Source organism: Candidatus Chlorohelix allophototropha (genome assembly GCF_030389965.1).
Taxonomy (GTDB): domain Bacteria; phylum Chloroflexota; class Chloroflexia; order Chloroheliales; family Chloroheliaceae; genus Chlorohelix; species Chlorohelix allophototropha.
Genome location: NZ_CP128400.1, coordinates 760,348 through 774,089, shown reverse-complemented (window position 1 = coordinate 774,089; position 13,742 = coordinate 760,348). Strand labels below are relative to the sequence as shown.

10 protein-coding genes are annotated in these 13,742 nt (G+C 46.4%); 4 read left to right on the top strand and 6 right to left on the bottom strand.

Annotated elements, in window-relative coordinates; translation table 11 throughout:
• The first annotated feature begins 12 nt into the window (after positions 1–12).
• Positions 13–1,659 (top strand): PfaD family polyunsaturated fatty acid/polyketide biosynthesis protein, encoded by a 1,647-nt coding sequence (locus tag OZ401_RS16015; protein WP_341471456.1) that lies wholly within the window; start codon positions 13–15, stop codon positions 1,657–1,659.
• Positions 1,660–1,729: 70 nt separating this feature from the next.
• Here OZ401_RS16015 and galT read toward each other — a convergent pair whose 3' ends face one another.
• From galT to OZ401_RS15990, 5 genes are all read right to left on the bottom strand, one after another.
• Positions 1,730–2,740 carry a galactose-1-phosphate uridylyltransferase gene (gene galT, locus OZ401_RS16010; RefSeq protein ID WP_341471455.1) on the bottom strand — a complete coding sequence of 337 codons (1,011 nt, stop codon included), beginning with the start codon at positions 2,738–2,740 and terminating at the stop codon, positions 1,730–1,732.
• Between the two features lie 84 nt (positions 2,741–2,824).
• Positions 2,825–4,225 (bottom strand): glycerate kinase type-2 family protein, encoded by a 1,401-nt coding sequence (locus OZ401_RS16005; RefSeq protein ID WP_341471454.1) that lies wholly within the window; start codon positions 4,223–4,225, stop codon positions 2,825–2,827.
• A 93-nt stretch (positions 4,226–4,318) separates the two neighbouring features.
• The gene (locus OZ401_RS16000) at positions 4,319–6,700 is read right to left on the bottom strand and encodes an FtsX-like permease family protein (RefSeq protein ID WP_341471453.1); all 2,382 of its coding nucleotides are present in this window, start codon (positions 6,698–6,700) and stop codon (positions 4,319–4,321) included.
• Positions 6,701–6,851: 151 nt separating this feature from the next.
• A complete protein-coding gene (locus OZ401_RS15995) occupies positions 6,852–7,313 on the bottom strand; it encodes a GtrA family protein (protein ID WP_341471452.1) in 462 nt (153 codons plus the stop codon).
• 19 nt (positions 7,314–7,332) lie between these two features.
• A complete protein-coding gene (locus OZ401_RS15990; protein WP_341471451.1) occupies positions 7,333–8,127 on the bottom strand; it encodes a dolichyl-phosphate beta-glucosyltransferase in 795 nt (264 codons plus the stop codon).
• Between the two features lie 671 nt (positions 8,128–8,798).
• On the opposite strand from OZ401_RS15990, the gene ilvD reads away from it, so the two are divergent.
• The 3 genes from ilvD to OZ401_RS15975 all read left to right on the top strand — a co-directional run bounded on the left by ilvD (position 8,799) and on the right by OZ401_RS15975 (position 13,150).
• Positions 8,799–10,475, top strand: a complete 1,677-nt coding sequence (ilvD, locus tag OZ401_RS15985; protein ID WP_341471450.1) for a dihydroxy-acid dehydratase — start codon at positions 8,799–8,801, stop codon at positions 10,473–10,475.
• A gap of 313 nt (positions 10,476–10,788) precedes the next feature.
• Positions 10,789–12,015: a competence/damage-inducible protein A gene (locus OZ401_RS15980; protein WP_341471449.1), complete on the top strand. Its 1,227-nt coding sequence runs from the start codon at positions 10,789–10,791 to the stop codon at positions 12,013–12,015.
• A gap of 148 nt (positions 12,016–12,163) precedes the next feature.
• Positions 12,164–13,150 (top strand): alpha/beta hydrolase, encoded by a 987-nt coding sequence (locus OZ401_RS15975; RefSeq protein WP_341471448.1) that lies wholly within the window; start codon positions 12,164–12,166, stop codon positions 13,148–13,150.
• On the opposite strand, the gene OZ401_RS15970 is transcribed toward OZ401_RS15975, so the two are convergent.
• Positions 13,147–13,695, bottom strand: a complete 549-nt coding sequence (locus OZ401_RS15970) for a DUF6812 domain-containing protein (protein WP_341471447.1) — start codon at positions 13,693–13,695, stop codon at positions 13,147–13,149. The genes OZ401_RS15975 and OZ401_RS15970 overlap by 4 nt on opposite strands.
• Positions 13,696–13,742: the final 47 nt, after the last annotated feature.

Here is a 13,742-nt window from a genome sequence, read left to right as displayed (position 1 = left end):
AGGAGAAGAGGAATGTTGAAGGCAGATAATAGCCTCAGTTTTATGTCAAGTTCAGTTGAAATTAACAAGTTCTGGACAGGACCTGTAAGTTCGATTGTATTTGATGAAGAAGGCATCCGGGCTTGTCTCTTGCAGTTGGAACGCCCATGCTTTGCGGTGCGGGTGGATAATCGCATCGGTTTTAGCAATGAGGGAGAATTGACTACAGACGGCAGCAACGGAATTGAGTTGCTGGTAGCAGTACCGCCACAACCTGCGCGTAGTTGGGGCAATCCCGAATTTAACGAACTATTCGGGCTAACCTATGCTTATGTGGGCGGCTCGATGGCACAAGGGATTTCTTCGGAAGAGCTTGTTATTGCGCTTGGCAAAGCCGGAATGCTTGGCTCATTTGGGGCGGCAGGGCTAAGTCCTGCGCGGATTGAAGCTGCCATAAAGCGTATTCAGGCTGAATTACCCACCGAACCCTACGCCTTCAACCTAATTCACAGCCCAAGCGAGGAATCAATTGAACGCCGGGCGGTTGAATTATATCTCCAATATGGAGTCGGTATTGTAGAAGCCTCCGCTTTCCTTGATTTAACTCCGCATATTGTACGCTACCGGGCAGCCGGGTTAAGCCAAGATGCAGCCGGAAACATTCAAATCAAAAACCGAGTAATCGCCAAGCTTTCGCGCCGTGAGGTTGCCGCCAAGTTTATGCAGCCTGCACCTGAAAGGATTTTGCGCGATTTGGTTGAGGCAGGACAGCTTACTACCGAGCAAGCAGCACTGGCTGCAAAAGTGCCGGGGGCTGACTATATCACGGTAGAAGCGGATTCGGGTGGTCACACCGATAATAGACCACTGGTTTGCTTACTGCCCTCCTTGATGGATTTGCGCGATGAGATTCAGGATAAATACGGTTATGCGCGCCCGGTGGGCGTAGGTGCAGCCGGTGGTATCGGAACGCCCGCCGCAACGTTGGCAGCCTTCATGATGGGCGCAGATTATGTGGTAACAGGCTCGGCAAACAGCGCGTGTGTGGAAGCCGGAACATCTGAACATACCAAAAAGCTGTTGGCGCAAGCTGAAATGCCGGATGTAATGATGGCTCCTTCCGCCGATATGTTTGAAATGGGCGTAAAGGTGCAGTTGCTCAAACGCGGCACGCTTTTCCCGTTGCGTTCCCAAAAACTCTATGATTTGTACCGCGCCTATGACTCAATCGAGCAGATTCCCGCTGCCGAACTTTCGGTGGTAGAAAAACAATATTTCCGCAAGAGCGCAAATGAAGTTTGGGAGGAAACCGTTAAATTCTTCCAAGAACGTGACCCTGAACAACTTGCCAAAGCGCAAGAGAACCCCAAACGGAAAATGGGTCTTATCTTCCGCTGGTATCTGGGATTATCCTCGCGCTGGTCTAACACCGGCGAAAAGGGGCGTGAGATGGATTACCAAATCTGGTGTGGACCTGCAATGGGCGCATTCAACGATTGGGTACGCGGCACCTATCTGGAACAACCGCAAAACCGCAAGGCTGTTGACGTTGGTATGCACCTGCTCACCGGCGCAGCCTATCTAAATCGCTTGCAAGCTCTGAAAATGGCGGGTCTGCAACTTCCCATAAGCTTTAAACGCTACCGACCAGAAGCGGGTAAGTTCAACGCTATCGGCTAAAGCCTCGCATAAAGACAAGGGGCTTAAGCCCCTTGTTCCAATCCTTACACCTGAAAACCCTAGTTATGTCTTACGCTTCCCCTAAATCGTTCAAGAAATTCGCATCTGCTTCCGGTAGTGAAGGGTTAATGCTGATGCCCGAACCCATTTCAAAGCCCGCCGGAATGGTAAGGCGCGGGCTTATCTGGCAATACCAGTGCAATTGAGGTTCACCGCTTTTGTAACGAGCGGCTGACATTATGGCGTAATTATAATTCGGATTGTTTAGCTTAGTATAGAGCTTCGCCAGCACTTCATGAAGTAAGGCAGCAAAAGCAGTAACCTCTTTCGGTGAAATTGTGCCAAAATCGGAACGATGCTCTTTCGGCATTATCCAAATTTCAAAGGGAACTTCCGCCGCAAAAGGCACAAATGCCAGAAAATGCTCATTTTCACCTACTACACGCTTACGGTCTTCTACCTCAAACTCCATCGTGTCGCAATAAGCACATCTACCCCACTCATCAAAATAGCGTTGCGCCTCATCCTCGCGCCAGCGATAATGGCGAGGCACTATGGGAGTAGCGATTATTTGAGAATGAGGGTGTTGCATCGAAGCTCCGGCTGTTTTCCCATGATTGCGAAAAATTATTATAAAGAGATTGTCCCTGATCTTCATCAATTCTAGGTAACGTTGCCGATAGGTTTCTACAATAGCGTTAACCCTTTCAAGAGACATCATAGCCGGGTTAAGATTATGTTCAGGGCTTTCAATTACTACTTCGTGATGACCATAGCCGGGTAGTTCCAGATATATGCCCGATAAAGAGCGGGTGGGTTTCTGGTCGGGCGATAGCGCCGGATACTTATTTTGTACAACCCGTGTGAGCCAACTATCGCCGTCAGCGTTTTTTATTTCAAATAAGATAACTTCATCCTTGGCATCATCAAATTTGCAGAAGGAACAATCAGCCGCATAGGGTGGTTCAATTATGATAGGCTCATGTCCGTTCCGAAATTCTTGCGGACGTATGCGGCGGCTGGGTGCATAAATCACCCACTCACGAGTAGCACGGTTTAATCTGATATGAGTATTACCCATTTTTCCCTCCCTGCTTCATCAAAACTACTGCCTGAATAACTTTACCCATCTCTAAGTGACCTCATAAGTACAAGGAAGGACGAATCACCAGACCAGAAACAGGGTTAAATCATTTACATTGGTATTGGTGGGACCAGTTTTGAGTAGTTCTGTGCTTCGTTGGAAAAAATGATATGAGTCATTATGTGTAAGATAGGTAAGAGCATCGAGTCCGATAGCATGTGCCTTGCTAACACTATTTCCATCAACCAATGCACCGGCAGCATCAGTAGGTCCGTCAGAGCCATCGGTGGCAAGCGGCAAACATAATACGTTCTCCAAACCATTCAAAGCCAGCGCGGCGGCTAATGCCAATTCCTGATTACGTCCGCCTTTACCATCCCCTTTTATTGTAACGGTTGTTTCGCCGCCTGCCAACAGGCAAGCAGGTTTTGGGATAGGCGAATCATAAGTGGCAATTTCTTTAGCAATGCCTGCCAACACTCGCGCTACTTCTCGCGCTTCCCCCTCCACAAAGGTAGAAAGGAGCAGCGTGTTGTAGCCGAGTTCGTCGGCTCTTTGGGCGGCTGCCAACGCTGCTACCCGATTATCCCCTACTATGATATTTCGGGTGTTCGCGAAAAGTGGGTCGGCGGGCTTTGGCGTTTCGGGAATCTCGCCATTAACCCCTAACTGTAAATGCTTTAAGATTTGCGCGGGAACTTTGTCCGGTGTCGTCAAGCCAAATTGCTCTAGCGCAAGCCAAGCCTGAGCAAAAGTGGAAGTGTCCGGCACAGTAGCCCCACTGGCGATTACATCTAACGGGCTTCCCACTACATCGGACAAAATCAGGCTTACCAACGTGGCAGGGTAAGCCATCCGCGCCAGATTGCCGCCCTTCACCTGTGAAAGATGCTTGCGAATTGTATTTAGTTGGTTGATTGTCGCGCCAGCCTTTAGCAGTTGCGCGGTAAGAGCTTGCATATCCTCCAGCGTCACGCCCTCAACGGGTAGCTCTAACAAGGCAGAACCGCCGCCGCTCATCACCGCAATAACCAAATCTTCGGGAGTAGTATCTTTCAAAAGCTCCGCGATTCGTCTTGTGCCAACCACCCCATTCATATCGAGAATCGGATGTCCCGCTTCGGTAATCACAATATTGCTATTTTCGGGCGCACCCCCCAAATGAGCATACTTTACATTGATTGCCCCGGCTGTAACTCGCTCTCCTAGAATATGCGCTACTGCCCCTGCCATAGGCGCAGCAGCTTTACCAGCGCCAATCACAAATACTCTTTTATAGTAGTTGAGGTCATAGGCAAACCCTTCGATGGTTAGAACAGCCGAATCCGGGTTATAAGCCAGCTTGTTCAAAACCGCTCGCGCTGGATCCACCGCAGCCAAAGCCGCACTCATAATGAGCAAAGCATCCTCTCGCCTTTTGCGATTCTGCGGAGAATGCCCAACTAACAGTTGTTGTATTTCTGTTTTTTCAAGTAAGTTCATTTAGTAATACCCGATTTATGTAAAGCTATCTACTTGTGTTCAAAAACGGCTTGTGTTGGATTACTTGAGTTATTCTGAGTTGAAGATAGGGTTTTAACCGTATCTAAGAATAACGCCCGTTTTAACTCGCGCTGCTCCAAGCGCAGGAATCAGGCTGGCAGAACCAGAAAGTACCAAGGCAAATATAAAGGTGAACAGCACTATTTGCCAATCAAACAAAAACTCAATCGGAAAAGTCGCTTGCGAAATAAGGTTCACAATAAGACGTGCCAGCGGATAGCCAAGAAGCGCCCCTGCAAAAAAGCCAAGAACCCCCAAGAATAACCCCTCGGTAAGAAATAGTTGCACCATGCTTCGGTCTGACGCGCCCAAGCTACGCAAAACGCCAATTTCTCGCCTTCGCTCTAGCACATTCAGGGTAATAGTATTTACCACCCCCAATGTCCCTACCAAAGCGATTAATACCACCATCGCATACAACAATAATTTTAGCGATTGGCTGATTTGCTCGATAATCTGGCGATCGCTATAAGCGGTTATAGTGGTGGGCTGAAGTGTGCGGAAACGTTGCTCAATAGTTCTCAGAGTTTGATCGACAAAAGCCGGGTCTTTCTGGGTAGTAGTTATGGTGAAATAATCTGCCTGAGCCTGATGCCCCATCACTCTCTCTGCTTCATCCAAAGGCATAAATACCTTTCCAAGTGCATTACTGGTGAGGTAGCGAGTGCTGTCATCCAGAATCCCGATAACGTTATAGCGATACAATTTACGGTTGATCTCAAGCTGAATAATGTCGTTGAGTTTTATATTTTTGGCAGCAGCCAGCACATTTGAGATAGCTACTACCCCATTTTCGCCGTTATTAAACCAGCGTCCTGACAGGATGCTTTTTCGATAAATCTGAGTATCGGGCAATACTCCGAAAACATCGGTGCTACTGGCGCTGATAATGCCTCTGGATTTTGACCAGGGTTCTGCCAATTCTACACCCTCAACTGTTCTCAATGAAGCAGCAAACTGGTTGCCAAGCCGTCCTGTATCAAAGGAAACCCAAGCATCGGTTAGATATAGTCGGTAGAAACTTTCGGCGGTTTTATCAACTGAAGCGCTGGTACTCTGGGAAGCCAGAAAAGCGGCACAGCTAAGGCTAATAACGCCGAAAGTTACCAGATTTCGAGCTTTCCGGCGAGTCAGGTTGCGTAGCGCCATCGCTACCAGCGGCGGAAATATTCGCAGACGAGTCAGCAAACGATCGACCCAACTTTTGCCAAAGCTATTGCTGATACCATAGCTATCCAAAGCTTCTCGCACGGGAATTGTAGTACCGCGCCAAGCCGGAAGCAGCGTTGCCACAACCGAAACCAAGATGCCGACTACAAATCCTAGCACTAAAGCATTCCATTGGAATAAGAAGCCTTCTACCTGAAAATTGAGCATGTTGCCCAAAAACTCCAACAAGATTTTCCCGCCAGCAAATCCGGCTAAAACCCCTAAAATTGTACCTGCTAGCCCATAAAGTAACCCTTCTATCAGATATAGCTGTAAAATCTGCCTCGAACTAGCGCCTATAGCCTTTAACGCACCGATTTCACCCATCTGCTCGGTCACAATCGCCGAGAGGGTATTCGCCACCAAAAAGCCGCTAATTACCAGTCCGAGTACAGAAAAAACCAGCAATAAGGTTAGAAGAATATCCAATTCATTCTTGCCCAGATAAGTCTCAGGGTCGCGGGCGACAAAACTGCCAAACTGGAGATTCCGCTTTTTAAAACTATCTTCTATTTGTCTTCTCGTTTCATCCTTGCCCGCAAAATCGTTCAGGCGCACTAGAATCTCGTTAAATCCCTTTGTGCCGAGCATACGCTGCATTTCGGATTGGTTAACAAAGGCACTGGCAGTTTGGAGCAAACTGGCGTTGGGGTAGGCAGGCGAACGGGCGAAGCCACTAACCATCAACTGGTGTTCACGATTATCCGAACCGCCCCGATAAATAATAAAATCGCCAATTTTAAGCGCAGGCAAAAGACTACGAGTGCTGATTTCAAAGGCAATTTCACCACTGCCCGGCGGACGACCTTCTACAAAATCAATTTGGTTTACCTGAATATTGGAATAATCTTCGTAGGCATAAAAATCTATATCCCGCCATTGTTCATCACCGCGAAATTTGGTGGAATATACGCCCCGCCGTTCCACTGCCGCTACATTGGGAAGTTGTTCAAGAAGAGGTTTTAAAGTGGGTGGGTTATTCGAGACAATCCAGCGCAAATCTGCCTGACTGCTATTTGCTACGTTATAGCGTTGCGCCTCGGTCAGGTTTGTAGCAGTTGCCACTATTGCCACAATACCCGCCACTCCCACGAATATACCTAATATCGTTAGAGCCGAGCGGATTTTGCGGCGCGAGATGTCATTTAAAGCTTTGCTTAATATCCACCATTCCATCACTCTCATTTTAGCATAGCGTGCGCTCAAAAAGGATTTACATTGTCAAGGTTGAGGCAAGAAAGGAAATTGAGAGGAAAAAAGAATTGATGAAAAACCGCTGAGGCTTGGTCAAGAACTTAGTTAGTTTAAGCCTACCTAAAAGCCTAAACTAACTACTACCCTATTTTTCAGAGGAACATCAAGAGTTGGGAACTTTGCTGAAAGTCCAAAAGCGATTGGCGAAAAAGTTCCATAACAATACCACTCCGGTTGCAATTATTTTTGCCGGTATATAACCGTAATGTGAATTAGCCAGTAACCACCCGGCAGGCGCTTCTAAAGCGAATACCAACAGATTATTGAGTAATAGCCCGACCAGACTGATTAGAATAAACCTAACTCCCTGTTGTAAACTGCCTTCCTTTCTCGCCTCTGGATAGACCCAATAGCGAGAAAGGAGATAGTTATTAAGGATTCCACAGGAGTAAGAAACCAAATTGGCTACTAGAGTAAACCAGCCAAACCAAGTTTTTAGTACGCTCAGAATGGCAAAATCTAGTAGAGTTCCGCTTAAGCCAACTGCCAGAAACCGTAAGAAACGCCCCGCCTCATTTTGCCATCTTGGTATGACTATCAAGTTTCTATTCCGCGTACCCAACATGATTTCACTCTCCCTAGCCCTAAGCCGCCCGATTTAGCGAATCGGTTATTTTCGGATTGATTTCCTTTGCCTCAGCGAGATGCCCTTTGCCACTCCAGAAGGATTTGCGCATACGCCATAAACCCTTTAAATCTTCCTTGACAGTTTTGGTTATATGTACCCGACTATCAAGGTCTTCCACCCAAGTAACGGCTACTTCATGTATTACCATTCCGTTATGTTCCGCCAATAACAGCGTCTCTGTATCAAAGAACCATTCATTATTCTCAACCAAAGGCAAAAGTTGACGGGCTGTTTTAGTAGTAATTGCTTTAAAACCGCATTGGGCATCGCTGAAATGATTCAGGAACACCGTTTTTATCATCAGATTGTAGCAGCGGGAGATAAGCTCTCTTTTCCATTGGCGCGTTACCTTAGCCCCTCGCGCCAGTCGCGAACCGATTGCGATTGAATTTCGCCCTTCTACCAGTGGCGTAACCAGCGGCAAGAAAGCTTCCAGCCCGGTAGAGAGATCCACATCCATATAGGCTACTACTTCAGCCTCGCTGTTATTCCACGCTTGTCGCAAAGCCCGCCCACGCCCTTTCTGATCAAGATGTATTGCTTTTACTTCCGGCATGGCAACGGTCAGTTGTCGGGCAATTTCCCAAGTACGATCTTTACTAGCATTGTCGGCTATTGTTATTTGCCAACTATAAGGAAAATCTTGTTTCAAGAATTGATGCAATTGTTTTACGCTTTTTTCCAATGCTGCTTCTTCGTTGTATACCGGTATTACAATTTCTACCAAGGGTTTGTTTTCTATTGACTTCATTATTTTCTACGCCTTTTCTAAAATCTTTATTTTCGGTATCCGGATTATCTTCCGGTAATACCAGAATACAAAACACAAATTAGGTTTCAATTGAAAATTTATGTGAAATTTCTCATGAGTTGGCAGTTAGTAACGTAAAATCGCAAATAACGTAGCCCCAAACAGAATTTTACGATAAACCTAAATACATAAATAGTTGCCCAGAATTAAGGCAAGCGGTGTGGACTGAGAAAGGTTATGCTGCTACAATAAAGCGCAATGAAGCCCTCTAAAAAAGAACTGTCAAAGTAAAAGTGCCAATAATTTGAGTATGGAAAAAAACGCTATAAGTTGAGAACAAACCTAAAAAGATATAAAGTAAATTAAAGTTAGTAACGGCAAGGCAGGCTGGTGTCTTTTGGCAACAAACCGCTCAAATTGTCGAGCTTAACGTCAGCCGAGCCACCAACTATCGCTAAATGGATGAATGCGAAGGGCTTAGTTTTACCGGATGGGTGGCAGTTGAGAAAAAAGCAGTGCTATACAAGCCAAGTGTCGGGGAAATTAGACTAGGCATAGCTACCTCTGAAAATCTAATCCCAAGCTATTCCGTTAGATCGAAAACGAGTTGAGTTCTTGTTGAAGCAGGTATAAATGAAGAGTCGGACAAAGTTAAAACAAAGGAAGGTACAATGCGCTCAGATTTAATCAAAATTGGCTTTGAACGCGCCCCACACCGGGGACTGTTACGGGCAACCGGAGTGGTAGGCGAGAACGATTTCAATAAGCCATTTATTGCCGTTTGTAATTCATATATCGATATCGTTCCCGGACATGTCCACTTGCAAGAATTTGGCAAAGTTGTCAAAGATGCTATTCGTGCTGCCGGTGGTGTCCCTTTTGAGTTTAATACTATTGCTGTTGACGATGGTATTGCTATGGGACACCTCGGGATGAAATACTCCCTGCCCAGCCGTGAACTTATAGCCGATTGTGTAGAAACGGTGGTGGAAGCTCACCGCTTGGATGGTATGGTTTGTATCCCTAATTGCGACAAAGTTGTTCCCGGTATGTTGATGGCGGCAATGAGGCTCGATATTCCCACTATTTTTGTAAGTGGTGGCGCTATGGCAGCAGGAAAACTGGCAGATGGGCGCAGTGTTGACCTTATCAACATTTTTGAAGGAGTTGGAGCTTACCAAACCGGCAAAATTGATGAAAGCCAACTTCTGGAACTGGAAATGAAAGGTTGCCCTTCCTGTGGCTCTTGTTCTGGGATGTTTACAGCAAATTCCATGAACTGCTTGCTAGAAGCGCTAGGTATGGCTTTACCGGGAAATGGTACGCGGCTTGCTACATCCGAGCAACGCCGGGAACTTGCTCGAGAAGCGGGTCATGCGATTGTTGGGTTAGTTAAGGCAAACCTGACTCCTCGCCAGATTGTTAATCCAGACAGTCTTGATAATGCCTTTGCGCTCGATATGGCGATGGGTGGTTCAAGCAACACCGTTTTACATACTTTGGCGCTGGCACACGAAGCTGAAATAGATTATTCGTTGGAACGTATTAATCAGATTGCAGAACGTACCCCACATTTGTGTAAAGTAAGCCCTGCCGGGCAATGGCACATTGAGGACGTTGACCGGGCAGGTGGCATAAGCGCTATTCTAAAGGAACTTTCCCGCAAACCGGGCACTTTAAACCTAGATCGACCTACTGTAACCCTTAAAACCCTAGGTGAAAATATAGCTGAGGCTGAGATTAAAGATACTGAAGTAATTCGTACTTTGGAGAATCCCTATAGCGAACGCGGGGGTTTGGCAGTACTTTTCGGTAACTTAGCACCTGATGGCGCAGTTATTAAGGTAGCAGCGGTCGCTCCCTCCATGTTACGACACCGCGGTCCGGCTCGTATCTATAACTCTCAGGAAGATGCCTGTGCTGGAATTCTTAACGGGGCGGTACAGCCGGGCGAGGTTGTAGTTATCCGGTATGAAGGTCCACGGGGCGGACCGGGCATGCAAGAAATGCTAGCTCCTACTGCTAATATTATGGGAATGGGTCTCGGTGAAAAAGTGGCTTTAGTAACTGATGGACGTTTCTCTGGTGGGACTCGTGGCGCTTGCATCGGTCATGTCTCGCCAGAGGCTGCCGCAGGTGGCCCTATTGCCGCATTGCAAGACGGAGATATTATCAATATTGATCTAATAGAGCGAAAACTGGAGGTAATGCTTACCTCAGAACAGCTTGAGCAGCGTCTAAAAGAAGTAAAACCGTTCAAGAAACAGGTGAAAAGTGCCTGGCTACGTCGCTATGCGGCAATGGTTACCTCTGCTAGCACCGGAGCAGTCCTAGCCGATCCTGAATAACAAAGCTTGTTTATTTCCAAATTCCCTTGGCATGGTTCTTGGTAACCATGCCAGCACTAAGTTCGGCTTTTTCAAAACTATCATAATAAGCTAAGGCGTTGTTACGCCTCGCTACTGGAACAAAGCTGGAATTCGGCTGTTTCTTGAACCGCAAAGTTTTCAATTTGAAATATTCAGCGAAGTGGCTAGAATATTGGTAAAATAGAACTGAATTAGCACTAGATTCCGATTTAAATAACAGCGCCTGAGTAAACGGTTCTCGTTTCATATCCTCTTGCGCCTCTACTCAAAAGGAAGAGCCGGGTAACAGAAAATGAAAGCTGAAATCCTTTCAATCGGTACCGAGTTATTGCTTGGACAAATCGTTGATACCAACGCTCAATGGTTAGCAGGCGAACTATCCGGACATGGCATAGATTTATACTTTATCTCTCAGGTAGGTGATAACCGGGGACGCTTGGTGGAAACACTTCAGCGTGCGTGGAATCGCTCCGAGTTAATAATCTGTTCTGGAGGCTTAGGTCCAACAGATGATGACCTTACTCGTGAGGCGATCGGTGATTTGCTTGAAGAAAAAATGATTGTACAAGAGCCTATAGCAAACGCATTGCGGGAATATTTTTCTCTACGTAACATTATAATGCCCGAAAAGAATATCAAACAGGCTGCACTGATTCCTTCAGCCGAATTTCTTGATAATCCGATAGGTACAGCGCCGGGTTGGTGGGTTAGCAAAGACGGGCATATCATCGTGGCTATGCCCGGTGTGCCGCATGAAATGAAACAGATGTGGGAAAATCAAGTGGTACCACGGCTTAAACCTTTGTTTCCACCGGGTGTTATTCTCAGCCGTACTCTAAAAATACTCGGTAAAGGCGAGTCGGCGGTTGAGGAAATGGTAAAAGACCTGATTACCTCCAACAACCCCACTATGGCTACTTATGCCAAACCGGATGGAGTCCATTTACGTATAACCGCAAAGTCTGCCGATGAAACAACTGCTCGTGATTTAATTTTCGAAATGGAGATAAAAGCTCGCACAATTCTCGGTACTTTGATCTACGGTGACGATGATGAAACAATCGAGGGTGTGGTGGGGACGATGCTAACCGATCGAAATTTGACCCTCGGTATAATGGAGGTGGGAACCGGTGGTATGGTAGCGGCTTTGTTATCAGAAGCCCCAAACAGCATTAATTTTTTGAGAGGTGGACTGGTCAGCCAACAGCGCTCAATGCTGGCGGGTTGGGGCGTAGATAGCAATATGCTCGAAAAATATGGAATTATGAGCCGAGAGGTGGCAGAGGTAATGGCAACTGCCGCGCGCCGCCAAACTGGCGCAGAGGCGGGCTTGGCTATTTGTGTTTCACCGGGTCATGGTGAGTTTGAAGGCAAGCCTGCCGGGCAAATTATTATGGCAGTAGATTTGGATGGACACCTTGAGAGCAGTGAACTAAACTACCGTACAAAGCCATCGGAAGTAAAAAGACTTGCCGCTGTGTTTTCTTTAAATCTTTTGCGAAGAGCCCTTCTCAAATAAGATTAATCCGGCTATAATAATTGTATTGAATTTGAAACAGGGACTTGGCATGAAAATGCTTGTCCCTTTTGCGTTTATATAATACTTGTAATTAGCTACGATATATAAATAGATCGGCAATGGCGCCGATGTATGGAGGTGTGGTGCTATGCGAGCCACAAACTTTAACAAATCTTTTGAATATATAGATACCTATGAGCGGAATCGTCAACGCCTGAGAACAGCGGTAAAGGCTATCTCAGTGGCAGGCGGTGGCGCTACCGCGCTTGTTACTACGATATCGGCTTTTGTGGGCTATAAAGCTGTCAGACCTCGCCGCCGTGTTAACGATAAACTTGTCGCCCCCCTTCCGCCCGAAAAAGTGGACTTTAAAAGTGTTGATGGTTTAACTCTAAAGGGCTATTTTTACCCCGGTTTCCATCCTAATGGCGCAACAATAATAATCCTGCATGGCTTTCATGGCGCTGCAATTGATGTCCATGAACCGGCGCTTACCATGCAAGCAGCCGGATTTAACGCGCTTATCTTTGATTTCAGGGGCTGCGGCGCTAGTGGTGGGCATACCACCTCAGTAGGTTATTATGAAGTGCGCGACCTACTAGGCGCAATTTCGTATGTAAAAACTCGTGCAGATGTAGATGCCACCCGGATAGGGGTTTATGGTTTTTCAATGGGCGGCGCAACTGCCCTAATGACTACCGCCATTTCTCCCGATATTAAAGCGGTGATAACCGATAGCGCCTTTGCTTCTCTAGACGCTGTTTTGAAAAGCAGCTTCAAGTATTTCTATCGACTTCCTCGTTTCCCTTTCAAACCGACTACGGTTCTGGCAAGCAGGGTGTTTTCACGAACGGTATTGCGTCGTATTCATCCGGTTGAGTCGCTTCGTAAGCTGTCAACGGAAAATCGCAAAATACCGATACTTTTTATCCACACCGATAACGACCCGGCTATTCCGGTGTCGGAAGCTGTTACTTTATATAGCGCCTATACCGGACCAAAAGAATTGTGGATTGTTGAAGGTTCGGGGCATATTGCAGCATTGCAGATTGATCGAGATATTTATACCAAAAGGATAGTAAGTTTCTTTGACGTGCATCTTGGGCGTAAAACTAGCCTGCTCCCTTTGGTTTAATAAGCTCCCGAACATACAAATTCGACATGGTTTTTGTTGATTAGCACCGTGCTGGTAGTAAATTTCCGGCTTGGATTAGGTAGATAAATAATACTGGCATCCGTTACGCCAATAAAACTGTCAGTACGGTGCAGCAATAGCGATTTGATTTCGATTTCTTGCTCAAGATGCAAATTGCCGCTTATTTCAAAATTCCCCATCCCCATTAGTACACGCCGCAATAGTGAAAAACCAGAAGCGCGCGGGCGACCGGCTAACCGTTCATTTTCCGCTTCTTCGTTTGGTACAGCCAGTTTGATTGAATTTTTATCAATTCTAGCATAGCGGCTTTCTATTCCTGAATCTATACTGCGAATTAAGCTAGTGGTAATCACTTTATGTAATACCAATTGCGGTTCGCTATCATTTAAAACGCCATTGGTGCGGTTTACTGCTGTGAAAAGCGAGCCGGTGATGCGATAAAAATCGGTAAACAATTCCATGGGCAACTCATGCTCGGCTGAGTCATAGGGATCTGTTTCAACCGGCAAGGTAATATCACTCATTATAGGTCTCCTGAGGCAGTGAGTTTAATCTTAGTATTATAAGTATC